Raw genomic sequence first — 22,012 nt, forward strand, 5'->3', positions numbered from 1 at the left:
CGGGGCGCCCCTTCGCGTGTCCGCGGTGCCGTGGGCAACGCGGCTGCGCCGCGTTCGTCCTCAAACGCCGGACGGGCTGTGCCCCTCCCCGCCCTTTCACCGTTTCTTCCGGGGCTGCGCCCCCCGGCCCCGCATCGCCCTTCGGGCGATGTCCTCAAGCGCCGGACGGGCTGAACTGTTCGCACCCCGTGTGAATCCGTTTCCGTTACGCTGAGTCCACCGAGCGCACACGGAGGGCGGCAATGGAGCCCAACACTCTGCTCGACGCGATCCTGGACGAGGCGGGGATATCCCACGCCGGGCTGGCCGCTCACGTCAACGCGGCCGGACGCGCCCGGGGTCTGGCGTTGCGCTACGAACACACCGCCGTGGCCCGCTGGTTGAAGGGGCAGCGGCCGCGCGGCCAGGTGCCCGACCTCCTCTGCGAGGTCCTCGGCGAGCGGCTGCACCGGCCCCTGACCCTCGACGACATCGGGCTGGGCACACCCGGCACCCCCCGCGTCCCCGGCACCCCGCTGTCCGGCTTCGTCGAGCGGGCCACCGCCCTGTGGCGCTCCGACGAGCAGCAGCGCGAGCACGTCGTCACCGCCCCGGCCGTCACCGGCACCCACGCCGTCATCCCCGTCTGGGAGTGGGAGAACCCGCCCGAGGACGCCGACGTCTCCCGGCGCGGCCTGACGCGGGTCTCCATGGACGACATCGACATGCTGCGCGCCGCCCGCACCCACTACGAGCAGATGTACCGGAAGGCCGGCGGCATCGCCACCCGCGCCCGGGTCGTCGGCTTCCTCAACGCCGAGGCCGCCCCGCTGCTGCGCGGCAGCTACTCCGACGCCACCGGCCGCCAACTGCACCGCGCCACCGGCGGGTTGGTGGCCGTCGCCGGCATCTGCGCCTACGACTCCGACGCGCACGGCCTGGCCCAGCGCTACTTCCACCAGGCGCTGCGCCTGGCCAAGGCCAGCGGGGAGCGCGGCCTGGGTGCCTATGTGGTCGCCCTGCTGGTCAACCAGTCCCTGTTCCTGGGGGAGTACCGGCAGGCCGTCGCCTTCGCCGAGTCGGCGCTGCGTTCCGGCGGACCCCATCTGACCCCGGCGCTCGCCGCCGACCTCTACGCGATGCAGGCCAAGGCGTACGCCCGGCTCGGGGACGGCGCCGGGGCGCTGGCCTGCATCCGCCGCGCGGAATCCGCCGCCGAGCGCATCCACCGGGGCCAGGAGCCCGCCGAGACCGGCTACGTCCAACCGGGGCTGGTCAACGTCCAGGTGGCCGAGGCGCTGCTCAGCCTGGGGGACCTCGGACCCGCCCGTGAGCACGCCGACCGGGCCGTCGACACCCCGGCCCACGACCGGGGCCGTGTCCACCGGCTCGCCATGCTCACGCACATCGAGCTGCGTCAGGGAGACGCGGACAAGGCGGTGGCCACCGCTCAGGAGATGACCGAGCAGGCGAGGGGCATGGAATCGCAGCGCTTACGCGACCGGCTCCGGGCGGTGCGCGAGCACCTGGTCGAAAGCGGGTGCGCGGCCACCGCCGAGGCCGCCGAGATGATCGACGGGGCGCTGCGCGTGCCCTTGTGAGGACCCTTGTGAGGGCGACGCCCGGGTAGGTGGCCACCTCGGCGGAAGGTGGCAACACGTGCGTTGGAAGAATCTCAAGGAACTGACCGTCTACGAGAACCGCTGGTTCCGGGTCAACCTCGCGGACGTCGAACTCCCCGACGGCCGGCATCTCGACCACTTCCTGATCCGGCTGCGCCCCGTGGCGGCCGCCACGGTGGTCAACGCGGCCAATGAGGTCCTGCTGCTGTGGCGGCACCGCTTCATCACCGACAACTGGGGCTGGGAGCTGGCCGCCGGAGTCGTCGAGGACGGCGAGGAGGTCGACCGGGCCGCGGCCCGGGAGATGGAGGAGGAGACCGGGTGGCGCCCTGGCCCGCTCAGGCACCTGATGTCCGTCGAGCCGTCCAACGGGCTCACCGACGCCCGGCACCACATCTACTGGTCGGACGAGGCGGAGTACATCGGTGACCCGGAGGACGGCTTCGAGTCGGACCGCCGCGAGTGGGTGCCCCTCAAGCTCGTCCCGGACCTGATCGCCCGCGGTGAGGTGCCGGCCGCCAACATGGCGGCGGCCCTGCTCCTGCTGCACCACATCCGGCTCGGCTGACGGACGGCGGGGCACCATGGGCCCACCCCGCGCTTGTGGGGACCGGGGTCACCGGCCGGCGGCCTGCCAGACGGCGAGCGCCAGGGCCGCCAGGCCGGTGAGCGCGGCAAGCGACGGCAGGGGCCACTTGCCGTGCTCCAACGCCCGTACGCGGTCGGCGACTTCGTCGATCTCACGCTCCGCCCGGTCGCTGCGCTGGGTGAGCAGGGCGAGGTCGCCGTCGATGCGGACGACGCCGACATCGACTCTGCGCCGGAGCTCCGCGAGCTCCCCCGCCTTGGCGGCGTGCTCGGGATGGATGGTCACGGTCCGTACTCCTTCCGGGTCTTCCCCCGTGCTGGCTGACATGAAGAGTCAACCGCGGGAAAGCGGGGAAGGGGAGCGTGTGCGGAGGGTGAGTACGAGCAGGCTTCTCACACCCTGTGTGAACAGGCGGGCGGGCGGCGGCCGTTGGCAGAACGGGGAAGGTCCCCTCACGCCGGTGAGGGGACCTTCCGTTGCCGGTACGCGGTGGCGCTCAGTATGTGTAGAAGCCCGCCCCGGACTTGCGGCCCAGCCGGCCCGCGTCCACCATCCGCTGGAGCAGCGGGGGCGCGGCGTACAGCGGCTCCTTGTACTCCGCGTACATGCTGTCCGCCACCGACGCGACGGTGTCCAGGCCGATGAGGTCGGCGAGCTTGAGCGGGCCCATGGGGTGGGCGCAGCCCATCTCCATGCCGTTGTCGATGTCCTCGCGGCCGGCGGCGCCGGACTCGAACATCCGGATGGCGGAGAGCAGGTACGGGATCAGCAGGGCGTTGACGATGAAGCCCGAGCGGTCCTGGGCGCGGATCGCGTGCTTGCCCAGCGCCTTGCCGACGAGCTCCTCGGCGCGGGCCACGGTCTCCTGCGAGGTGGTGAGCGCGGGGATGAGCTCGACCAGCTTCTGGACGGGCGCCGGGTTGAAGAAGTGGATGCCGATGACCCGGTCGGGCCGTGAGGTGGCGACGGCGAGCCTGACCAGGGGGATGGAGGAGGTGTTGGAGGCCAGGATGGCGTCCTTGCGGGTCACGACCTGGTCGAGCACCTGGAAGATCTCGGTCTTCACCTGCTCGTTCTCGACGACCGCCTCGATGACCAGGTCGCGGTCGGCGAACTCGCCGAGGTCGGTGGTGAAGCTCAGCCGCGCCAGCGCCCCGTCGCGCTCCTCCTCGCTGATCTTGCCGCGCTCGGCGGCCTTGGCCAGGGAGTTGGTCAGCCGGGTACGGCCCAGCTCCAGGCGCTCGCCCGTGGTCTCGGCGACCTTGACGTCCAGTCCGGACCGGGCACACACCTCCGCGATGCCCGCGCCCATCTGGCCGCACCCGACCACCCCGACGCGTTCGATGTCGCTCACAAACGTGCCCTTTCTGATCTTCGCCGAGCGGCGGGCGCCGATGCTCCGCCTCGGGAGACGTTACTCCGCGTCCTGCCGTAAAGGGGGCCCCGGGGAGGGCATGCTGGGCGCTCGGGGTGTGACACATCCGACAAGGAGTGAGCAGCAATGGGACGTATGACGCGAAGGCGGTTCACAGCGGCCACGACCCTGGCGGCCGGCGGGCTCGCCCTCGGGGCGCCGCGGGCCTCGGCGGGTGCCGTCGCGGCCAACACCACCGAGTTCCGCGGCATGTGGGCCGCGACCGTGGTCAACCTCGACTGGCCGTCCGGACCGGGGCTCTCCCCGGACCGGCAGAAGCGCGAGCTGCGCGCGCTCTACGACGCCGCCCTCGCCCGGCGGCTCAACGTCGTCCTCCTCCAGATCCGGCCCACCGCCGACGCGTTCTGGCCCTCGCGGTACGAGCCGTGGTCGGAGTACCTGACGGGTCACCAGGGGCGGGACCCGGGCTGGGACCCGCTGGCGTTCGCCGTCCGCGAGGCCCACGACCGCGACCTCCAGCTGCACGGCTGGTTCAACCCGTACCGCGTCGCCAACCACACCGACCCCGGGCGCCTCGTCCGTTCCCACCCCGCCCGGGTCCACCCGAGCTGGGCCGTTCCCTACGGCGGGAAGCTCTACTACAACCCCGGGCTGCCGGAGGTGCGGCGCTTCGTGCAGGACGCGATGCTCGACGCGGTCTGGCGCTACGACCTCGACGGCGTCCACTTCGACGACTACTTCTACCCGTACCCGGTGGCGGGCAAGGAGTTCGACGACGACGCCGCCTGGCGCGAGCACGGCAAGGGCTTCCCGAGCCGGGCCGCCTGGCGGCGGGACAACATCGACCGGCTGGTGCGCGGGACGGGGGAGCGGATCAGGAGCCGGAAGAAGCACGTGCGGTTCGGCATCAGCCCCTTCGCCGTCTGGCGCAACAGGTCCACCGATTCCCGGGGTTCGGACACCCGGGCGGGGGTGCAGACCTACGACGACCTCTACGCGGACACGCGCAGATGGGTCCGCGAGGAGTGGATCGACTACATCGTCCCCCAGGTGTACTGGCACATCGGCAACTCCGCGGCCGACTACGCCAAGCTCGTGCCCTGGTGGGCGAGGACCGTGCGCGGCACCGACGTGGACCTCTACATCGGCGAGGCCCTCTACCGGCAGGGCGCCGCGGGGCAGCCCGCGCCCTGGCAGGATCCGGCCGAGCTCTCCCGGCACGTCGCACTCTCCCGGCGCCATCCGGAGGTGCGGGGCAACGTCTACTTCTCGGCCCGGCAGGTGGCCGACGACCCCGTCGGGGCGATGGCGCGCGTGGTGAAGGACCACTACCCGCGCCGCGCGCGCCCGCCCCGTTGAGTCACGGCCGGCCGCTACTGCGCCGTACCGGTGGCCTTGCGGTGGTCCACCACCGAGTCCGGGCCGGGGGACATGATCGATTCGTGGCCGTTCTCCGCCCGGACGCGGTACGGCGGGGTGCCGTCGGGCCCCAGCACGTCGACGATCTCCACGACGTGGTCCTTCTGCCCGACGATCCTGCCGTGCACGACCAGGTGGTCGCCCTTGCTCGCATGCATCAGCGGTGCCCCTCTCATCAGGACTGACGGGGAACTGACGGGGATACGTCCAAGTCTAGGTTTACCGGCCCGGACGGGCCCGGTCTACGGTCCGACCGGGTCGGTGACCCCGCCCGTTGCGTCACGGCGATGCACGCCAGCACGGCGACGGCGGCGAGCGGTGCCGCCGGGGCGAGCCGCTCCCCGAGCAGGGTCACCGACCACACCAGGGTGAGCAGCGGCTGGGCGAGCTGGAGCTGCCCGGCCCGGGCCACTCCGGTGAGGGCCATCGCCCGGTACCACACCCACATGCTCACGAACTGGGAGAAGGCCAGCCAGAGCAGGCCGGCCACCGCGTGGCCCGTGACGCGGACGGGTTCGAGGGCGAGCGCGGCCGCCGCGCCCGCCAGGGTCAGGGGCAGGCTCAGCACCAGCGCCCAGCCGATCACCTGCCACCCGGGCAGCTCGCGGGCCAGCAGCCCGCCCTCCGCGTAGCCCGCGGCGCAGACCAGCAGCGCGGCGAAGAGATACAGGTCGCCGGTGCCGGGCCGGCCGCCGCTCTGCTGCACGGCGAAGGCGACGACCACCAAGGCGCCCGTCAGCGCCGCGGCCCAGAACGCCCTGGAGTGCCGCACTCCGCTCCGTACGGCCGCGTACACGGCGGTGGTCACCGGCAGCAGGCCGACGACCACGGCCGCGTGCGAGGTCGTCGAGGACCGCAGGGCGAGGGTCGTCAGCAGCGGGAAGCCCACCACGACGCCGGCCGCGACGACGGCCAGCGCCACGAGATGGCGCCGCTCCGGCGGCCGCACCCGGCGGGCCGCCAGGACACCGGCCGCGATCACCGTGGCGAACACGGCCCGGCAGGCGGTCACCGACCACGGGCCGAGCCCGTCCAGGGCCCAGACGGTCGCCGGGAAGGTCAGCGAGAACATGCCCACGCCGAGGAGGGCGAGGAGCGTGCCGCCGCGCACCGCTATCGCGGACGGCGCGGTAGCGCTATCTTGTGCTGTCATGCACGAGCGTAGCAGCGCGGCCGAACTGGCCGGAATCCTCCGGAGGGAGCTCGACCGCTACTCACCAGGCGAGAAGCTCCCGTCGAGCCGGTCCCTCGTGGACCGCTTCCGGGCCAGCCCCGTCACCGTCTCCCGCGCCCTCGCCGTCCTGGCCGCGGAGGGTCTCGTCGTCACCCGGCCCGGGGCGGGCGCCTTCCGCGCGGAACCGTCTCCCGCCGCCCCGGCGCCACGCGGGGACACGTCCTGGCAGCAGGTCGCGCTGAGCGCCGAGCCGGGCGACCGGACCGTGCCCCGCTCCGTGGAGGCCGGCCGGGTGCTGGCCGCCTTCACCCCGACCCCGGCCGGCGTCATCGACCTCTGCGGCGGCTATCTGCATCCCGCCCTCCAGCCCGAACGCGCCCTCGCCGCCGCGCTCGCCCGCGCCGGGCGCCGGCCGGGCGCCTGGGAACGGCCGCCGCTGGAGGGCGTCGAGGGGCTGCGGGCCTGGTTCGCCCGCGAGATCGGCGGGCCCGGCGGCACGGTCACCGCCGCCGACGTCCTGGTCACCGCCGGCGGACAGAGCGCCCTGACCACCGCCCTGCGCGCGCTCGCCCCGCCCGGTGCCCCGGTGCTCGTCGAGTCGCCGACCTACCCCGGCGTCCTGGCCGCCGCCCGGGCCTCCGGGCTGCGGCCCGTGCCCGTCCCGGTCGACGCCGACGGGGTCCGGACGGACCTGCTCGCCGAGGCGTTCCGGGCCACCGGGGCACGGGTGTTCTTCACCCAGCCGCTGTTCCAGAACCCGACCGGGGCGGTGCTCTCCGCCGCGCGGCGGCGCGAGGTGCTGCGGCTGGCGCGGGCCGCGGGGGCGTTCGTCGTCGAGGACGACTTCGCGCGGCGGCTCGCCCACGAGGACGCGCCGCCGCTGCCGCCGACGCTGGCCTCCGAGGACCCCGACGGGGTCGTCGTCCACGTCCGCTCGCTGACCAAGTTCACCTCGCCGAGCCTGCGGGTGGGCGCGCTGGCGGCGCGCGGTCCCGTCCTCGACCGGCTGCGCGCCGTCCAGATCGTCGACAGCTTCTTCGTGCCGCGGCCGGTGCAGGAGGCCGCGCTGGAGCTGGTCGGCTCGCCCGCGTTCGCGCGGCACGGGCGCGCGGTGGCGGCGGAGCTGCGTGTCCGCCGGGAGGCGCTGCTCTCCGCGGTGCGCCGCGAACTCCCGTCCGTCGCCGTGGACTTCGTGCCGCCCGGCGGCTTCCACATCTGGGCGCGGCTGCCGTCCGGCGCGGACGAGACGGGGGTCGTCGCGGCGGCGCTCCGTTCCGGTGTCGCGGTGGCTCCCGGCCGCCTGTACTACGCGGCCGAGCCGCCGGCTCCGCACGTGCGGCTGTGCATGGCGGCGGCGGGCGGGGTGGGGGAGCTGGGGGAGGGGGTGCGGCGGCTGGGGGTGGCGTTGGGGGTGCTGACGCGCTGAGTCTGCCCCTGCCCCGCCCTTTCTCCGTTTCCCGGGGAGGCCCCGGACCCCGTCCGCCCTTCGGGCGGAGTCCTCAAACGCCGGACGGGCTGGATTGGGCGCGCCGATTCAGCCCGTCCGGCGCTTGAGGACTGGGGGTGCCCCCTCTGGGGGAGCGCACAGCGTGCTGCCGCGGAAACGGTGAAAGGGCGGGGTGGGGCAAACTCACCGCGCCAGCGGCACGACATCTCCCAGCGCCCGGAACGCCCGGTCCACCAACTCCCGGTGTTCCCGCACCACTTCCTCCACCGGCTCCCCGTCCAGTACCCGCGCCACCGACGCCGCGCAGGCGCCCTTCCAGATCGCCACCGCCAGCGCCGCCGTCAGCCGCGGCGACGCGTCGCCCGCGTCCGTCTCCGCGATCGCGGACGCCACCGCCGCCTCCAACTCCTCGCTCCCCTCCCGCGCCCGTGCCCGCAGCGCCGGCGAGTCGAGCACCACCCGCCAGAACGGCGTGTAACCCACCACCGACAGCGGATGGTTCCCGTCGATCAGCCGCAGCGCCAGCCGGTGCAGCGCCGCGACCGGCCGCTCGCCCGGATCCCGCTCCCGCACGGCGTCCGCCCACAGCGCGATCTCCTCCGGGATCCGGTCCAGGAACAGGTCCTCCTTGCGTGGGAAGTGGTTGAAGACCGTCATCGCCGACACCTCGGCCGCCTCGGCGACCTCCGCGACCGTCACCCGCTCGAAGCCGCGCTCGAAGAACAGCCGGGTCGCGACGTCGGAGATCCGCTGCCGGGTGCGCAGCTTCTTGCGTTCGCGAAGAGGGAGCTCACTCATGTGAGCAAGGTTATATCGACGCTGTACCGGACATAAAAATTTAGTCACTACAGTGAAGTCATGAGCAGCTTCGTCACGGACCACCCCGACGTCGTCGTCGCCGGTGCCGGCCCCACCGGACTCACCCTCGCCTGCGAACTCGCCCTCGCCGGCGTCAAGGTGCTCGTCCTGGAGCGCCGCACCGGCGTGGACGCCACCATCAAGGCGGGCGCGATCAACTCGCCCAGCGCCGAGGCGTACTACCGGCGCGGCCTGCTGCCCGCCCTGGCGGAGATCCAGCGGGAGGCGCTGGGCCGGTTCGGCTCGTTCGCGGCCCGGGCGCGGGAGACCGGCGCGGGCGACCCCAGGCCCGCTCCCCGCTTCGCCGGGCACTTCGCCGCGCTGCCGCTCGACGGGCGGCTGCTCGACGCCTCCGACCCGGAGTTCGGCGACCCCGGACCGGCCGCGGCCGTCGGCCTCGTCCCGCAGGAACGCCTCGAACGGCTGCTGGAGGCAAGGGCGTCGGAGCTCGGCGCGGAGATCCGGCGCGGGGTGGAGATCGAGGGCTTCGACGCGGACGAGGACGGCGTGACCGTCCGCACCGGCGCCGGACCCGTCCGCACCGGCTGGCTCGTCGGCTGCGACGGCGGCCGCAGCACCGTCCGCAAGGCGGCCGGTTTCGACTTCCCCGGCACGGACCCGGAGATCACCGGCAGGCAGGCGCTCGTCGAGATGGAGGGCGCGGAGGCGCTCGGCGCCGGCTGGCGGACGACGGAGACCGGGCACTACGTCCACGGCCCGATGCCCGGACGCATCCTCACCGTCGAGTTCGACGGGCCGCCCGCCGACCGCGAAAGTCCGGTCACCGCCGAGGAGTTGGAGGACAGCCTGCGCCGGGTCGCGGGCGTGGACGTCACCGTCACCGCCGTGCGCTCCGCGACCCGCTTCACCGACAACGCTCGCCAGGCCACGGCCTACCGCAAGGGGCGCGTCCTGCTCGCGGGCGACGCGGCGCACGTCCACTCGCCGTTCGGCGGGCAGGGACTCAACCTCGGCGTCGGCGACGCGATGAACCTCGGCTGGAAGCTCGCCGCCACGGTCCGGGGTGACGCCCCCGAGGCCCTGCTCGACACCTACACCGCCGAGCGGTACCCCATCGGCGCCTGGGTGCTGGAGTGGACGCGGGCGCAGATCGCCGTCATGCGGCCGGGGCCGCACGCCCGCGCGATGCGGGCCGTGGTGGGTGAGCTGATGGGCACGGTCGAGGGGACGACGTACTTCGTCAAGAAGGTCTCCGGCGTCTGGCAGGGCTACGACCTGCCCGGCGACCACCCGCTGACCGGCCGCAGCGCGCCCGACCTCGCGTTCGCCGACGGCACCCGGCTCGGGGAGCACCTCCACCACGGCCGCGCCCTGCTCCTCGACCTCCGCGACGACCCGGCGCTGCGGGCGGCCGCCGACGGCTACGCGGGACGGGTGGACGTCGTCACCGCCCGCTGCCCGGACCGGCAGGAGCCGGCCGCGCTGCTGGTCCGCCCGGACGGCTTCGTCGCCTGGGCGGCGGACGCCGGGACGGAGGGGCTGGGCGGCGCCCTGCGCCTCTGGTTCGGGGAACCGGTTGTTTCTTGAACGATCGGTTGGGTTCGGGTAGCGTCTCCGGCATGGGCAGGAGCAAGGCATTCGATCCGGACGAGGCGCTCCGTGCCGCGCTGGAGCTGTTCTGGCGCAAGGGGTACGAGGCCACGTCCATGCAGGACCTGGTGGACCACCTCGGCATCAACCGGGGCAGCGTCTACGCCACGTTCGGCAGCAAGCACGCGCTGTACCTGCGGGCGCTCGACCGCTACTGCGAGACCAAGGGCGACGTGGCCATGGGCGTGCTGGGCCGGCCGGGCCCCGCGCTGCCCGCCGTGCGGGACCTGATCCACCTGTATGCGGCCGAGTCGCTGGACGACCCCGACCGCAAGGGCTGTCTGGTCACCAACACGGCCGTCGAACTGCCCGGTGACGACAGTGCCGGGCGGCGCGTGGAGTCGGCCCTGGCCGAGCTGGAGACGGCGCTCGCCGGAGCGCTCGTCCGGGCGCGCAACCAGGGCGAGTTGGCCGAGGGCGCGGATCCGCGCGTCCTGGCCCGCTTCCTCGTCACCTTCCTCCAGGGGCTGCGCGTCGTCGGCAAGACGTCCGGCGCGCGCCGGCGCGTGGAGGACGCCGTGGAGTCGGCGCTGGGTCTGCTCGGCTGAGACGGCCTGCCCGGGCGGGAACCCCCTGGAACGCTCCAGGGGGTTTTCTTTCGCCTCTTAATTGGAACGATCGGTTAGAAATGTTGGAATGGAAAGGTGATCCCCTCATGAGCCGAGCCGCCGTCCCCCGGCCCGTCCACGTCCTCGCCCTGGGCATCTTCGCGATGGTCACCAGCGAGTTCGTGGTCGCCGGGCTGATGCCGCAGATGGCCGAGGGGCTCGGCGTCTCCGTCCCCCAGGTCGGCTACCTCATCACCGCCTACGCGGCGGCCATGGCCCTCGGCGGGCCGTTCCTCACCGTCGCGCTGATGAGGATGCGTCAGAAGACCGCGCTCTTCGTGCTGTTCGCGGTGTTCCTGGCCGGCAACGTGCTGGCCGCCACGGCCTCCGGCTACGGGGTGATGATGGCGGCCCGCGTGATCACCGGCGTCGCCTCCCAGGCGTTCTTCGGCATCGCGCTCTCGCTCGTGCCCCAGCTGACGCCGTCCGCCGTGCGCGGCCGGGCCATCGGCGTCGTGATGAACGGGCTGATGCTCGGGACGCTCCTCGGCCTGCCGCTCTCCACGCTGATCGGCGAACACCTGGGCTGGCGCGCCGCGTTCTGGGCGATCACCCTGCTGACCGGCCTCGCCGCGCTCGGCACCGCCGTCGGTGTGCCGCCGCTCGGCCCGCCCGAGGGCGGCGGGAACGTCCGCGGGGAGCTGGGCGCCTTCCGCAACCCCCGGCTGTGGCTGGTGCTCTCCACCAGCACCCTGATCATCGGCGCCACCTTCGCCGCGTTCAGCTACCTCAACCCCGTCCTCACCGAGGTCACCGGCTTCTCCACCGGCGCGGTCGCGCCGCTGCTGATCGCCTACGGCGCCGCCACCGTGCTCGGCAACACCGTCGTCGCCCGCCTCGCCGACCGGTACGCGCTGCCGGTCCTGGCCTGCGGACTCGCCCTCAACCTGGCGTTCCTCACCGGCTTCGCGCTCCTCGCCCACCTGCCCGTCCCGGCCGTGGTCTGCATGCTGGGCATCGGCCTGGCCGGCGTCACCATGAACCCGGCGATGATCGTCCGGGTCCACCGCACGGCCAACGCGCGGCCGTTGGTGAACACCGTCCACTCCTCCTTCATCACCGTCGGCGTCATGATCGGCTCCTCGGTGGGCGGTCTGTCCGTCGACCGCTTCGGGCTGCGCGGCCCGCTCTGGCTCGGCGCCGCGCTGGCCGCGCTGGGGCTCCTCAGCCTCGTCCCTCAGCGCACGCGAGCGGCGAAGGCGTCCGCGACGCCGTTGGTGCCGTCCGGCACGAGGCCGGGCGCCCCGGACGGGGACACCGCGCTCCGCCCGCCCGCCGACAGCGACCCCGGCCCGGCGCTCGCCGCCTGCGCCGCCGCGGGGCGGTCCGCGCCCGAGTGCGCGTCGCGGACGTGAAGCGCGGACGCGCCGTCCGCGTACAGCGGGTACCGGCCGTCCGGGACGATCGCCGCGCCCCGGGCGCCGGGCAGCCGGCGTCCGGGGCGCGGCGCAGGTCGCGTACGGGCGTGTCGCCGCCGGACACCGTCACGAGTGTGCGGCCGTCCGCGTGCCGGGAACGGTCAATGGGGCGTGGCGGCAGGCGCTGTCAGTGACTTGAGGAGGTGCACGTCCGCGTGCCCTCCGGGTATCCCCGGGATCCGGCCGGTCTCGGCGTAGCCGTGCCGCCGGTAGAAACCGGGAGCCTGGAACGTGAAGGAGGAGACGGCGACACGATCGCAGCCGCGCCTCCGCGCCTCCGCCTCGGCCGCCCCCAGGATCCGGCCGCCCCAGCCGTCCTCGCGACTGCCCTCGCGAACCCACAACAGCTCGATGCCGCAGAGACCGCCCCAGGTCGCGGCGGTCAGCCCGCCGACCAGTTCGCCCGCTTCGTCGAGCACCTTGACCGAGAACGCGCCGCGGTCGTGGGCGCCTGTGGCAGCCGAGTTGAAGGCGATCAGTTCCTCGGTCAGCCGGTCGTCGAGGTCGGTGTCGTGCCCGCCGGTGATCAGCACCGGCCCGGGGCCGTGGTCACTTGTCACGGCGCGGAGTATGTCAGCCCGCGACGGCTCCGGGCACGCGATTTATCCCAGTGCCCGGTACATCACGTGCAGCCCCACGAACCCCTCCCGCGGATGCCGGAACGCCCCGGGGACTGTCCCCACCACCTCGAACCCCAACGACCGGTAGAGCCCCACCGCGACCACATTGCTCTCCACCACCGCGTTGAACTGCATCCCACGGAACCCCGCCTTCCTCGCCCACTCCAGCGAGTCCTCCACCAGAGCCCGCCCCACGCCCCGCCTGGCGGCCGCCGGGTCCACCATGTAGCTCGCGCTCGCGACGTGGGAGCCGTTCCCCGGCCGGTTGGCGGCCATGTTCGCCGTGCCCAGTACGGCCCCGGACACCTCGTCCACCGCCACGACCACCCGCCCCGGCGGTCGCAGCAGCCACAGCTCACGCCCCTCGTCCGGGCCGAGGGCCGGCGGGTACGGGAACGTCTCCCCGGCCGCGACGATCTCGCGGAAGAACGGCCAGATCGCGGGCCAGTCCTGCCCGTTCACCTCTCGGATCAGCATGCGGAGCAGCATGCAGGACGAACTGCCAGCCCGTCACCGGGATTTCGCCGCCCCCAGTGCCCCCACCGCTATACCCAGCACCACGAACACCACGTTCGCGTACACCTCGTAGCCCTCGGGTGTGGCATACCGCAGGAAGCCGAACAGGCGGAAGCCTCCGATCCATTCGTGGACCAGTCCGGCCAGTCCTCCGACGATCAGGACGAAGCTCACGAAACCCAGCACATTCTTCATGGAAGGGACGGTAGGAGATCGGTCCCGGGGAGGGCATCGGTCCGGGGGTGGGGGTTCGGTGACCGAAGGAGGAGAGGGGCGGGGGGCTTGTCGTCCGAAGGTATCGAGGTGCGGGCGCGGGGCCCGTACGCGCCGTGGCGCGACGTACATTGCGGACATGACCCGCACCGCCGCCATCCGAGACCGCGCCGCGGACCTCGGCTTCTTCCTCTTCGCCGGGGCCTTCTCCGTGGTCACCGCCGACAACGCGCTGGCCGGCCGGGAGCTGTCCGAGGAGGCGCTCTTCGCCGACCAGCTCACCGGAGGACTCGCCTGTGCCGCGCTGTTCCTGCGGCGCCGGTGGCCGGTGCAGCTCGCCGCCGCGCTGCTGGTCGCGGGCAGCTTCTCGCACTTCGTCACGGGGCCGGCTCTGGTCGCCCTGTTCACCGTCGCCGCTCGCCAACCGCCCCGCGTCACCCGCTGGATCGCCGCGCTCGCCGCCGCCCCGGGGCCGTTCTTCGTCCTCCGGCAGTCCGAGCTGAGCGAGTCGGCCGTCACCTCCGGGATCACCTACTACGCGCTGGTGACCTGCGCGTTCGGCTGGGGTCTGTACGTCCACTCCCGGCACCGGCTCATCGCCGAGCTGCGCGAGCGCGCCGAGCGGGCGGGGGCGGAGGCGCGGCGGCAGGCGCGCGAGGACATCGCGCGGGAGATGCACGACGTCCTCGCCCACCGGCTGTCGCTGCTGAGCGTCCACGCGGGAGCTTTGGAGTTCCGGCCCGACGCCCCGCCGGAGGACGTCCGCCGGGCCTCCGCGATCATCCGGGCCAGCGCCCACCAGGCCCTGGAGGACCTGCGCGAGATCATCGGCGTACTGCGGCTGCCCGCCGGGGAGGACGACCCGGAGCGCCCCCAGCCGACCCTCGGCGACCTGCCCCGGCTGGTGGAGGAGTCGCGCGGCGCCGGCATGCGCGTGGACCTCGGCCTGCGGGTGGACGACGCCGCCGACGTGCCCGCCGCCACCGGGCGCACCGTCTACCGGATCGTCCAGGAGGGCCTGACCAACGCCCGCAAGCACGCGCCCGACGCGGCGGTCGCCGTCACCGTGTGCGGCGGCCCCGGCGCGGGCATCGAGGCCGAGGTGCGCAACGCCCTTCCCCAGGGTGCTCCGTCCGCCGTCATCCCCGGCGCCGGGCAGGGTCTCACCGGTCTCGCCGAGCGCGCCCGCCTGGCCGGCGGACGGCTCGAACACGGCCGGACCGGCGGCCACTTCGTCCTGCGCGCCCGTCTGCCGTGGCCGTCCCCCCGGCGCACACCCGCCCCGGCCCCCGCGCAGGAGGCGCGGCCGATAGGCTGAAATGCCCGCAGATCAGCCCGACTTCCCAGGTGGCCCCGGTGACCGAGCCCGCAGCCGTCCGCGTCCTCCTCGTCGACGACGACCCCTTGGTACGCGCCGGACTGCGGCTGATGCTCGGCGGCGCGTCCGGCCTCGACATCGTCGCCGAGGCGTCCGACGGCGGCGAGGTGGCGGCCCTCGTCGACGCGCACGCCCCCGACGTCGTCCTCATGGACATCCGCATGCCGACCGTGGACGGGCTCGCCGCCACCGAGCTGCTGCGCGCCCGACCCCGCCCGCCGGAGGTGATCGTGCTGACCACCTTCCACACCGACGAGCATGTGCTGAGGGCCCTGCGCGCGGGCGCCGCCGGGTTCGTGCTCAAGCACACGCCGCCGGCACAGATCGTCGAGGCCGTGCGGAAGGTCGCCGCCGGCGAGCCCGTGCTCTCCCCGGCCGTCACCCGGCAGCTCATCGACCGGGTGTCGGACGGCGGCGACGGCGGCCGCCGCGAGCGCGCCGCCCGCGCCCGCGACCGGCTCGCCCCGCTCGCCGAGCGGGAGCGCGAGGTGGCCCGGGCCGTCGGCCGGGGCGAGTCCAACGCGGAGATCGCCGCCGGGCTGTACATGAGCGTGCCCACGGTGAAGACGCACGTTTCCCGCATCCTCACCAAGCTCGGGCTCAACAACCGGGTGCAGATCGCGCTCCTGGTCAACGACGCGGGAGAAGTCTGAGCGACAGCCGTGTCACATTCCTCCGCCGGGTTCCGTCAGTGCAGTGAAAGCAGTGCGGTGAAAGCGAAAGCGCACCGTACGAACATGACGAACGCAAGGAGACCGGCCATGGAGCTCACGCCCCGCATCAAGAACCCCGCGACCCTCATCCCCGAGGCCCTGGACCCGCTCCTGGCGCTCTACAAGGCCACCCAGCAGGGCGGAGTCCCGCGGAAGACGCTGGAGTTGGTCCACCTGCGGGTGAGCCAGATCAACGGGTGCAGCTACTGCGTCGGCGCGGGCATCCGCTCCGCGCGCCGCGGCGGCGACACCGACGAGCGCCTCTTCGCGGTCTCGGCCTGGTGGGACGCGCCGTACTTCGACGAGGCCGAGCGCGCCGCGCTGGCCCTCGCCGAGGCGACGACCCGCCTCGCGGACCGGACGGACGCCGTGCCGGACGAGGTCTGGGACGCGGCGGCCGGGCACTTCGACGAGAAGCAGCTGGCGGCCCTCGTCCTGATGATCTCGCTGAGCAACCTGTTCAACCGGATCAACGCCGGCACCCGGCAGGTCGCGGGCACGCAGAGCTGGTAGCACGCAGAGCTGGTAGACCGCGCCGCTCAGTGTGCGGCGGTGAACACCAGCGACGCGTTGTGCCCGCCGAAGCCGAACGCGTTCGCCACCGCCGCCCGCAGCGGCCCCCTGCGCGGCGCGCCCGCCACGACGTCGAGCGCCACCTCGGGATCGGGGGACTCGAGGTTCGCCGTCGCCGGGACGATCCCGTCGCGCAGCGCCAGGATCGCGGCGATCGCGCCGATGGCCCCCGCCGCGCCGAAGAGGTGGCCGGTCATCGACTTCGTGGCGGTCACCGCCGGATGGGTGCCGATCGCCTCGGCCACCGACCGGGCCTCGGTCAGGTCCCCCAGGGGCGTCGACGTCGCGTGCGCGTGCACGTGGTCGACGTCCGCCGGGGACAGCCCGGCGGCGGCCAGCGCCCCGCGCATCGCCCGCACCTGGCCCTCCGGGTGCGCGGCGGTGATGTGGTGCGCGTCCGAGGTGACCGCGGCCCCGGCCAGCCCGGCGTGCGCGCGGGCGGCCCGCGCGGCCGCGAAGGAGGCGCGCTCCAGCACGACCACGGCCGCGCCCTCGCCGATGACGAAGCCGTCCCGGTCCCGGTCGAACGGGCGGGAGGCGCGCGTCGGTTCGTCGTTGCGCGTCGAGTGGGCGCGGGCCTGGGCGAACCCGGCCATCGGCAGCGGGCAGACGCACGCCTCGGTGCCGCCCGCCACCACGACGTCGGCCCGGCCCAGCCGGATCAGGTCCAGGCCCTGGGCGATGGCCTCGGCCCCCGACGCGCAGGCGCTGACCGGCGTGTGGGCCCCGCCCTTGGCGCCGAGCTCGATGCTGACCCAGGCGGCCGGGCCGTTCGCCATCAGCATCGGGACGGTGTGCGGGGAGACCTTCCGGACCCCGGACGCCTCCAGGATGTCGTCCTGCCCCAGCAGGGTCAGAGCGCCGCCGGTGCCCGTGCCGATGACGACGGCCAGCCGCTCCGGGTCGGCCTCGGGCCGGCCCGCGTCCGCCCACGCCTCGCGCGCGGCGACCAGCGCGATCTGCTCGCAGCGGTCCATGCGGCGGGCCTGCACCCGGTCGAGGACGTCCGTCGGCTCCACCGCCAGCCGGCCCGCGATGCGCACCGGCAGCTCCGCCGCCCACTCCTCCTCGATCCGGCCGATCCCCGACCGCCCGGCCAGCATCGCGGACCAGGTCGACGCGGTGTCCCCGCCCAGCGGCGTCGTGGCCCCCAGGCCCGTGACGACCACGTCGTTCATGTCTGCGCTCACCGGTGGAACCCCTCTGCTCATCGTTGTTGGAACAGCCGTTGTCGTTGAAAAGCCGTTGTTGAAACAGTCGTACCATAAACTGACGAGAGCGATGAAGGAGTGATCCGGATGGGGCGACCCGCCGACCCGGCCCGGCGGGAGCGCACGCTCGCCCGCGCGGCCGACTACGTCCTGGCCAACGGCCTGGCCGGGCTGAGCCTGCGCCCGCTGGCCGCGGCGCTCGACACCAGCCCGCGCATGCTGCTCTACGACTTCGGCAGCAAGCAGGCGCTCGTCGCCGCCGTCCTCGCCGAGGCCCGCCGCCGCGGCGCGGCGCGGGTCGCCGGGGACCTGCTGCCGGGGACGGCCACCGCGGAGGAGCGGCTGCGCGGCATCTGGGCCTGGATCAGCGCGCCCGAACGCGTCCCGTACGTGCGGCTGTTCTTCGAGGTCCACGCCGACGCCGTCGCCCACCCCGAGAACTACCCGGAGCTGCGCGACGTCGTCACCGAGTGGTTCGGCACCCTCGGCGCCACCTTCCGCGACCTCGCCGACGGGCCCGCCGACACCGTCACGCCCACGATGGTCATGGCCCTCGTCCGGGGCCTGCTGCTCGACCTCGCGGTCACCGGCGACCGCGAGCGCGCGGACCGCGCGATCGACCGCTTCGCCGCGCTGCTGGCCGCCGCCGGCCCCCTCACGTCCCCATCGGCGGAATTCATATCCCCATCAACGGAATCCGGGACTTCGCCCGCTCCACGGCGATGAAGCTCCGCCCGGCGCGGGCGTCGCGGTCCACCGTGCACGCGTAGTCCTCGCCGCGCGCCCCGCGCAGCGTCCCGCTGGGCCAGGCCGTCTCCGGCGGCCCGGCCGCCGCGGTGAGCGTCACCGGCGCGTCGGTCATCCGGTACGAGAACGAGGCCGCGCCCGACTCCCCGGGCCGCCGGTCCGTGCCCACGTCGAACGTGTCCGTCTCCCCGGGTGCCAGCACGTGCCCCGTCTCCGGGGCCCGGTCGAAGCCGCCGGAGACGGACCGGGCGGTCAGCTCCAGGGGGTGGCCGGTCCGGTTGGCGACGGTCACCTCGTAGTGCTCGTGCTGCTCATGGTGCTTGTCCATGCGTCCGTCCATGTGTCCAGGGTCGGCGAACGGCCGCCCGCGCGCATCGGGCGACCGGGGGAGCGGCCGGTGGACGCGGGGCCGCATGGCAGCCTCGTGCCGGTGGTGCGAAGGTGAAAACAGAGGGTGATTCGCGAGGTAATGCCGATTCGCGAGGGTGATGCCCATGAAAGCCACCTTGATCTACGGTGCCGGAGACATCCGCGTCGAGGACGTCCCCGACCCGCGCGTCCAGGACCCCACCGACGCCGTCGTGCGCGTGCTGCGCACCTGCGTCTGCGGCAGCGACCTGTGGCCCTACGGATCGCGGCCCGCCACGGAGGAGGGCGACCGGATCGGGCACGAATTCCTCGGCGTGGTCGAGGAGACCGGCGCGGACGTGTCCCGGCTGAAGCCCGGCGACGTCGTCGTCGCGCCGTTCGCCTACGCGGACAACACCTGCCAGTTCTGCGTCGAGGGCCTGCACACCTCCTGCCCGCGCGGCGGCTACTGGGCCGACAACGGCGTGGACGGCGGCCAGGGCGAGGCCGTCCGGGCACCGTGGGCCGACGGCACGCTCGTCAAACTCCCCGTCGGCGAGGACTCCGATCTGCTCCCCTCCCTCCTCACCCTCTCCGACGTCTTCTGCACCGGCCACCACTGCGCGGTCACCGCCGGCGTCGGCTCCGGCACCACGGTGACGGTCGTCGGCGACGGCGCCGTCGGCCTCTGCGCCGTCCTGGCCGCCCGCCGCCTCGGCGCCAAACGGATCCTCCTCATGGGCCGCCACCGCTCCCGCACCGACCTCGGCCGCGACTTCGGCGCGACGGACGTGATCCCCGAACGCGGCGAGGAAGGCGTCGCCCGCGTAAGGGAGTTGACCGACGGCGACGGCACCCACACGGTCCTGGAGTGCGTCGGCACGAGACCGGCCCTGGAGACGGCGCTCGGGGCGGTGCGCGACGGCGGCGTGGTGAGCCGCGTCGGCGCCCCCCAGTACGAGGAGGGCCCGGTGGGCCCGGACATGTTCCTCCGCAACATCACCCTCACGGGAGGCGTGGCCCCCGCCCGCGCCTACATCGAGGAACTGCTCCCGGACGTCCTCGACGGCGCGGTCGACCCGGGTCGGGTCTTCGACCGCACGGTCGGCCTGGACGAAGTCCCGGACGGCTACCGGGCGATGGCGGGCCGGGAGGCGCTGAAGGTGTACGTGAGGCCGTAGGGCCACCCGGCAAGGTTCACGGTCCGCGTGCCTTGGCGAGCGGCCGTCAGGACGGGACCGCGGAAGCCAGCGCCGCCAGGTAGTCGTCCAGCAGCTCGACCTGGCGGTCGGGCGGGAACGCCGTGGGGGCGAACAGCGCCTGCACCACCAGCCCCAGCACGAAGGACTGGGCCCCGGCCGCGATGCGCGCCGGGTCCCCGGCGGGCAGTTCGCCGAGCCGCTGGGCCGTGGCGACCAGGTCGCGCAGCTTCTCGCGGCTCTGCCCGTACCTGCGGGCGTGGTCGCCGCTCAGCGCGGGGTCGGCGAGCGCGACGTCCCACGACGACACCCAGATCCGGTTGGCGGCGGTGGCCTCGGCGGTCAGCGGCAGGATGTCCAGCAGGGCGGCCCGCACGGCGGACAGGCCCGCCCCGGCGGTGCGCCGGGGGCGCGCCGCGCTGCGCTGTTCGAGCAGGTGGAGGGCGTGCGCGACCAGGTCGCGCTTGGCGGGGAAGTAGTGGGTCAGCAGACCGGTGGTGGCGCCGAGTTCGGCGGCGACGGCGCGCAGGGTCAGCCCGCCGAACCCGTGCGCGGCCAGCACCCGCCAGACCGCCTCGGAGACTTCGCGACGACGGGCCTCGTGATCGCCCTTGGTACGTGGCATGCTGCTACGGTACATAACCGTAACGCTTGTTATGTGAATGGGGTCAGTCATTATGTTCTCCCTCCCGCTGCGGGACGACGCCCGCCTCGAACCGCTGGAGATATGGCACGCCGAGGAGTTCGCCTCCCACCTGGACCGGGCCCGCGAGCACATCCGCCCGTGGGTCGGGCCGGCGTTCGTCACCGACGGCCTCGACGGGGCGCGGGCCACGCTGGGCCGGTACGCCGAGCGGCAGGCGGCGGACGGCGCCCGCCTGTACGGCATCCGGCTCGACGGCACGCTGGTCGGCGGCGTGATGTTCACGGACTTCAGCACCGGCTCGGGCTCCTGCGAGGTCGGCTGCTGGCTGGAGCCCGCCGCCGAGGGCCGCGGCCTGGTCACCCCGGCGTGCGGCGTCCTGCTGGACTGGGCCTTCACCACCCGGGGGCTGCACCGCGCCGAGTGGCACTGCCGGGCCGACAACGAGCGCAGCTCGGCGGTGGCCAAGAGGCTCGGCATGACGCTGGAGGGCGTGCTCCGCGAGCACTGGCCCTACGCGGGCGTCCGCCACGACAAGCAGGTCTGGGCGGTCCTCGCCGCCGAGTGGCGGGCCGGTGCGGGGAGCCGTGACCGGGCGCTCCGGCCTGCGAGTTGAGCCTCGTGGCGCCCGGGTCCGTGCCGGGGCGGGCCGGTACGGGCGGCGACGGGGAGCGCCCGAACCGGCATGATGTGCGGATGGACGAGGTGACCATCAGCGAGGAAGACCGTCGGCTTCTCGGACTCTGGGCCGCCGATTGCGCCGAGCGGGTGCTCCCGCTGTTCGAAGCCGGAGCCCCCGGCGACACCCGTCCCCGCGAGGCGATCGAGGGCATCCGGGCCTTCGTACGCGAAGGGCGGCGGACGGCGCGGCTGCGCTCCCTCGCCTGGGCGGCCCACGCGGCCGCGCGCGAGGCCGGTGACCCGGCCGCCACGGCCGCCGCCCGCGCCGCGTGCTGCGCGGCGGCAAGCCCGTACATCCATCCGCTGGCCACCCCTCACCAGTCGAAGCACGCCCTCGGGCCTGCGGTTTACGGTGCGCGTGCCCGTGAGCTCGCGGCGGGCGGCGACGCGGGGACCGGCGACGAGGAGCTCCGGTGGGCGATCGGCCGTGCCTCACCGGCGGTCTGCGGTCTCGTGCGACGGATGCCGGCCCGCAGCCCCGGCCGCAGTCGGCTGGACGTGCTCTACCACCGGCTCGACGAGGCCCTCCGGCTCGACGAAGCCCTCCGCCGCTGAGCCGTGGGAGCGGGCGGTGCATAGCCTTGCGGGCTATTGCATAAAAGTTCATCCTTCCGTATAGTCATGCCATCACCGAGGAGGCGTGATGGCAATACGTGCGGCAGTCGCCGGAGCCAGTGGGTACGCGGGCGGGGAGATCCTCCGTCTGCTGCTCGGGCATCCCGAGGTCACCATCGGGGCACTGACCGCGAACTCCAGCGCGGGCAGACCGCTCGGCGAGCTGCAGCCGCACCTCGCCCCGCTCGCCGGGCGGACGCTGGAGGCCACCACGGCCGAGACGCTGGCCGGGCACGATGTCGTCTTCCTCGCCCTGCCGCACGGGGAGTCCGCCGCGATAGCCGGGCAACTCGGCAACGAGGTGCTGGTGGTGGACTGCGGGGCGGATTTCCGGCTGGTGGACGCGGGGGAGTGGGAGCGGTTCTACGGGTCCGCGCACGCGGGGGCGTGGCCGTACGGTCTGCCCGAACTGCCGGGCGGGCGCGAGGTGTTGAAGGGGGCGCGGCGGATCGCCG

25 protein-coding genes and 1 pseudogene are annotated in these 22,012 nt (G+C 73.9%); 15 read left to right on the forward strand and 11 right to left on the reverse strand.

Annotated elements, in window-relative coordinates; translation table 11 throughout:
• Positions 1-242 precede the first annotated feature (242 nt).
• Together I5Q34_RS21030 and I5Q34_RS21035 are read left to right on the forward strand one after the other, a co-directional pair.
• Positions 243-1,580, forward strand: a complete 1,338-nt coding sequence (locus I5Q34_RS21030; protein WP_199893863.1) for a lipopolysaccharide assembly protein LapB — start codon at positions 243-245, stop codon at positions 1,578-1,580.
• Positions 1,581-1,638: 58 nt separating this feature from the next.
• On the forward strand, positions 1,639-2,169 hold the full coding sequence (locus tag I5Q34_RS21035) for an NUDIX hydrolase (protein ID WP_199893864.1): 531 nt from the start codon (positions 1,639-1,641) through the stop codon (positions 2,167-2,169).
• Between the two features lie 48 nt (positions 2,170-2,217).
• Here I5Q34_RS21035 and I5Q34_RS21040 read toward each other — a convergent pair whose 3' ends face one another.
• Positions 2,218-2,475, reverse strand: a complete 258-nt coding sequence (locus tag I5Q34_RS21040) for a hypothetical protein (RefSeq protein ID WP_199893865.1) — start codon at positions 2,473-2,475, stop codon at positions 2,218-2,220.
• Between the two features lie 211 nt (positions 2,476-2,686).
• A complete protein-coding gene (locus tag I5Q34_RS21045) occupies positions 2,687-3,544 on the reverse strand; it encodes a 3-hydroxybutyryl-CoA dehydrogenase (RefSeq protein ID WP_199893866.1) in 858 nt (285 codons plus the stop codon).
• Between the two features lie 147 nt (positions 3,545-3,691).
• Here I5Q34_RS21045 and I5Q34_RS21050 point away from each other — a divergent pair, with 147 nt between their 5' ends.
• Entirely contained in the window at positions 3,692-4,924 is a 1,233-nt protein-coding gene (locus I5Q34_RS21050; RefSeq protein ID WP_199893867.1) for a glycoside hydrolase family 10 protein, read from the forward strand.
• Between the two features lie 14 nt (positions 4,925-4,938).
• Here the strand turns inward: I5Q34_RS21050 and I5Q34_RS21055 are convergent, their stop codons facing one another.
• Positions 4,939-5,142, reverse strand: a complete 204-nt coding sequence (locus I5Q34_RS21055; RefSeq protein WP_199893868.1) for a DUF1918 domain-containing protein — start codon at positions 5,140-5,142, stop codon at positions 4,939-4,941.
• Positions 5,143-5,159: 17 nt separating this feature from the next.
• Complete coding sequence (locus I5Q34_RS21060) at positions 5,160-6,137, reverse strand: DMT family transporter (protein WP_199893869.1); 978 nt, start codon at positions 6,135-6,137, stop codon at positions 5,160-5,162.
• Here I5Q34_RS21060 and I5Q34_RS21065 point away from each other — a divergent pair.
• Positions 6,136-7,584, forward strand: coding sequence for a PLP-dependent aminotransferase family protein (locus I5Q34_RS21065; RefSeq protein WP_199893870.1), 1,449 nt, complete (start codon positions 6,136-6,138; stop codon positions 7,582-7,584). The two genes, I5Q34_RS21060 and I5Q34_RS21065, sit on opposite strands and share 2 nt — an antisense overlap.
• Before the next feature lie 204 nt (positions 7,585-7,788).
• Here I5Q34_RS21065 and I5Q34_RS21070 read toward each other — a convergent pair whose 3' ends face one another.
• Positions 7,789-8,403, reverse strand: a complete 615-nt coding sequence (locus tag I5Q34_RS21070; RefSeq protein WP_199893871.1) for a TetR/AcrR family transcriptional regulator — start codon at positions 8,401-8,403, stop codon at positions 7,789-7,791.
• Positions 8,404-8,463: 60 nt separating this feature from the next.
• Here I5Q34_RS21070 and I5Q34_RS21075 point away from each other — a divergent pair, with 60 nt between their 5' ends.
• The 3 genes from I5Q34_RS21075 (at position 8,464) to I5Q34_RS21085 (ending at position 12,037) form a co-directional block, all read left to right on the forward strand.
• Complete coding sequence (locus tag I5Q34_RS21075; protein ID WP_199893872.1) at positions 8,464-10,011, forward strand: FAD-dependent oxidoreductase; 1,548 nt, start codon at positions 8,464-8,466, stop codon at positions 10,009-10,011.
• Positions 10,012-10,043: 32 nt separating this feature from the next.
• A complete protein-coding gene (locus tag I5Q34_RS21080; protein WP_199893873.1) occupies positions 10,044-10,622 on the forward strand; it encodes a TetR/AcrR family transcriptional regulator in 579 nt (192 codons plus the stop codon).
• A 107-nt stretch (positions 10,623-10,729) separates the two neighbouring features.
• Positions 10,730-12,037, forward strand: a complete 1,308-nt coding sequence (locus I5Q34_RS21085; protein WP_234429181.1) for an MFS transporter — start codon at positions 10,730-10,732, stop codon at positions 12,035-12,037.
• Positions 12,038-12,201: 164 nt separating this feature from the next.
• On the opposite strand, the gene I5Q34_RS21090 is transcribed toward I5Q34_RS21085, so the two are convergent.
• From I5Q34_RS21090 to I5Q34_RS21100, 3 genes are read right to left on the reverse strand one after another with little or no spacing between them, the layout of a single operon-like run.
• Positions 12,202-12,660, reverse strand: coding sequence for a GNAT family N-acetyltransferase (locus I5Q34_RS21090; protein ID WP_277965378.1), 459 nt, complete (start codon positions 12,658-12,660; stop codon positions 12,202-12,204).
• Between the two features lie 42 nt (positions 12,661-12,702).
• Entirely contained in the window at positions 12,703-13,197 is a 495-nt protein-coding gene (locus I5Q34_RS21095; protein WP_199893874.1) for a GNAT family N-acetyltransferase, read from the reverse strand.
• Between the two features lie 33 nt (positions 13,198-13,230).
• Positions 13,231-13,431: a hypothetical protein gene (locus tag I5Q34_RS21100; protein WP_199893875.1), complete on the reverse strand. Its 201-nt coding sequence runs from the start codon at positions 13,429-13,431 to the stop codon at positions 13,231-13,233.
• A 157-nt stretch (positions 13,432-13,588) separates the two neighbouring features.
• On the opposite strand from I5Q34_RS21100, the gene I5Q34_RS21105 reads away from it, so the two are divergent.
• The 3 genes from I5Q34_RS21105 (at position 13,589) to I5Q34_RS21115 (ending at position 16,053) form a co-directional block, all read left to right on the forward strand.
• A complete protein-coding gene (locus tag I5Q34_RS21105; protein ID WP_199893876.1) occupies positions 13,589-14,767 on the forward strand; it encodes a sensor histidine kinase in 1,179 nt (392 codons plus the stop codon).
• Positions 14,768-14,805: 38 nt separating this feature from the next.
• Positions 14,806-15,480, forward strand: a complete 675-nt coding sequence (locus I5Q34_RS21110) for a response regulator transcription factor (RefSeq protein WP_199893877.1) — start codon at positions 14,806-14,808, stop codon at positions 15,478-15,480.
• Positions 15,481-15,588: 108 nt separating this feature from the next.
• A complete protein-coding gene (locus I5Q34_RS21115; RefSeq protein ID WP_199893878.1) occupies positions 15,589-16,053 on the forward strand; it encodes a carboxymuconolactone decarboxylase family protein in 465 nt (154 codons plus the stop codon).
• Positions 16,054-16,079: 26 nt separating this feature from the next.
• Here I5Q34_RS21115 and I5Q34_RS21120 read toward each other — a convergent pair whose 3' ends face one another.
• The gene (locus tag I5Q34_RS21120) at positions 16,080-17,291 is read right to left on the reverse strand and encodes a beta-ketoacyl synthase (RefSeq protein WP_234429329.1); all 1,212 of its coding nucleotides are present in this window, start codon (positions 17,289-17,291) and stop codon (positions 16,080-16,082) included.
• Positions 17,292-17,411: 120 nt separating this feature from the next.
• On the opposite strand from I5Q34_RS21120, the gene I5Q34_RS21125 reads away from it, so the two are divergent.
• On the forward strand, positions 17,412-18,050 hold the full coding sequence (locus tag I5Q34_RS21125; protein WP_199893880.1) for a TetR/AcrR family transcriptional regulator: 639 nt from the start codon (positions 17,412-17,414) through the stop codon (positions 18,048-18,050).
• Here the strand turns inward: I5Q34_RS21125 and I5Q34_RS21130 are convergent.
• Complete coding sequence (locus I5Q34_RS21130; protein ID WP_199893881.1) at positions 18,001-18,411, reverse strand: hypothetical protein; 411 nt, start codon at positions 18,409-18,411, stop codon at positions 18,001-18,003. The two genes, I5Q34_RS21125 and I5Q34_RS21130, sit on opposite strands and share 50 nt — an antisense overlap.
• Positions 18,412-18,565: 154 nt before the next feature.
• Here I5Q34_RS21130 and I5Q34_RS21135 point away from each other — a divergent pair, with 154 nt between their 5' ends.
• A complete protein-coding gene (locus I5Q34_RS21135; protein ID WP_199893882.1) occupies positions 18,566-19,600 on the forward strand; it encodes a zinc-dependent alcohol dehydrogenase family protein in 1,035 nt (344 codons plus the stop codon).
• A 46-nt stretch (positions 19,601-19,646) separates the two neighbouring features.
• Here the strand turns inward: I5Q34_RS21135 and I5Q34_RS21140 are convergent, their stop codons facing one another.
• Positions 19,647-20,243 carry a TetR/AcrR family transcriptional regulator gene (locus I5Q34_RS21140; protein ID WP_199893883.1) on the reverse strand — a complete coding sequence of 199 codons (597 nt, stop codon included), beginning with the start codon at positions 20,241-20,243 and terminating at the stop codon, positions 19,647-19,649.
• Between the two features lie 52 nt (positions 20,244-20,295).
• Here I5Q34_RS21140 and I5Q34_RS21145 point away from each other — a divergent pair, with 52 nt between their 5' ends.
• The 3 genes and pseudogenes from I5Q34_RS21145 to I5Q34_RS21155 form a co-directional block, all read left to right on the forward strand.
• Entirely contained in the window at positions 20,296-20,877 is a 582-nt protein-coding gene (locus tag I5Q34_RS21145) for a GNAT family N-acetyltransferase (protein WP_199894297.1), read from the forward strand.
• An 80-nt stretch (positions 20,878-20,957) separates the two neighbouring features.
• Positions 20,958-21,497: a putative immunity protein gene (locus tag I5Q34_RS21150; protein WP_199893884.1), complete on the forward strand. Its 540-nt coding sequence runs from the start codon at positions 20,958-20,960 to the stop codon at positions 21,495-21,497.
• 88 nt (positions 21,498-21,585) lie between these two features.
• Positions 21,586-22,012: pseudogene (locus I5Q34_RS21155) on the forward strand (N-acetyl-gamma-glutamyl-phosphate reductase); the annotation flags it as partial.

The organism is Streptomyces sp. AV19 (assembly GCF_015999245.1).
GTDB lineage: Bacteria > Actinomycetota > Actinomycetes > Streptomycetales > Streptomycetaceae > Streptomyces.

What these genes read in the sequence shown, in the direction of transcription:
- I5Q34_RS21030 (WP_199893863.1), top strand. Translation starts at nt 243, where the DNA reads ATGGAGCCCAACACTCTGCTCGACGCGATCCTGGACGAGGCGGGGATA.
- I5Q34_RS21050 (WP_199893867.1), top strand. Translation starts at nt 3,692, where the DNA reads ATGGGACGTATGACGCGAAGGCGGTTCACAGCGGCCACGACCCTGGCG.
- I5Q34_RS21055 (WP_199893868.1), bottom strand. Translation starts at nt 5,142, where the DNA reads ATGCATGCGAGCAAGGGCGACCACCTGGTCGTGCACGGCAGGATCGTC.
- I5Q34_RS21065 (WP_199893870.1), top strand. Translation starts at nt 6,136, where the DNA reads ATGCACGAGCGTAGCAGCGCGGCCGAACTGGCCGGAATCCTCCGGAGG.
- I5Q34_RS21060 (WP_199893869.1), bottom strand. Translation starts at nt 6,137, where the DNA reads ATGACAGCACAAGATAGCGCTACCGCGCCGTCCGCGATAGCGGTGCGC.
- I5Q34_RS21070 (WP_199893871.1), bottom strand. Translation starts at nt 8,403, where the DNA reads ATGAGTGAGCTCCCTCTTCGCGAACGCAAGAAGCTGCGCACCCGGCAG.
- I5Q34_RS21075 (WP_199893872.1), top strand. Translation starts at nt 8,464, where the DNA reads ATGAGCAGCTTCGTCACGGACCACCCCGACGTCGTCGTCGCCGGTGCC.
- I5Q34_RS21080 (WP_199893873.1), top strand. Translation starts at nt 10,044, where the DNA reads ATGGGCAGGAGCAAGGCATTCGATCCGGACGAGGCGCTCCGTGCCGCG.
- I5Q34_RS21085 (WP_234429181.1), top strand. Translation starts at nt 10,730, where the DNA reads ATGAGCCGAGCCGCCGTCCCCCGGCCCGTCCACGTCCTCGCCCTGGGC.
- I5Q34_RS21095 (WP_199893874.1), bottom strand. Translation starts at nt 13,197, where the DNA reads ATGCTGATCCGAGAGGTGAACGGGCAGGACTGGCCCGCGATCTGGCCG.
- I5Q34_RS21100 (WP_199893875.1), bottom strand. Translation starts at nt 13,431, where the DNA reads ATGAAGAATGTGCTGGGTTTCGTGAGCTTCGTCCTGATCGTCGGAGGA.
- I5Q34_RS21105 (WP_199893876.1), top strand. Translation starts at nt 13,589, where the DNA reads ATGACCCGCACCGCCGCCATCCGAGACCGCGCCGCGGACCTCGGCTTC.
- I5Q34_RS21115 (WP_199893878.1), top strand. Translation starts at nt 15,589, where the DNA reads ATGGAGCTCACGCCCCGCATCAAGAACCCCGCGACCCTCATCCCCGAG.
- I5Q34_RS21120 (WP_234429329.1), bottom strand. Translation starts at nt 17,291, where the DNA reads ATGAACGACGTGGTCGTCACGGGCCTGGGGGCCACGACGCCGCTGGGC.
- I5Q34_RS21125 (WP_199893880.1), top strand. Translation starts at nt 17,412, where the DNA reads ATGGGGCGACCCGCCGACCCGGCCCGGCGGGAGCGCACGCTCGCCCGC.
- I5Q34_RS21130 (WP_199893881.1), bottom strand. Translation starts at nt 18,411, where the DNA reads ATGGACGGACGCATGGACAAGCACCATGAGCAGCACGAGCACTACGAG.
- I5Q34_RS21135 (WP_199893882.1), top strand. Translation starts at nt 18,566, where the DNA reads ATGAAAGCCACCTTGATCTACGGTGCCGGAGACATCCGCGTCGAGGAC.
- I5Q34_RS21140 (WP_199893883.1), bottom strand. Translation starts at nt 20,243, where the DNA reads ATGCCACGTACCAAGGGCGATCACGAGGCCCGTCGTCGCGAAGTCTCC.
- I5Q34_RS21145 (WP_199894297.1), top strand. Translation starts at nt 20,296, where the DNA reads ATGTTCTCCCTCCCGCTGCGGGACGACGCCCGCCTCGAACCGCTGGAG.
- I5Q34_RS21150 (WP_199893884.1), top strand. Translation starts at nt 20,958, where the DNA reads ATGGACGAGGTGACCATCAGCGAGGAAGACCGTCGGCTTCTCGGACTC.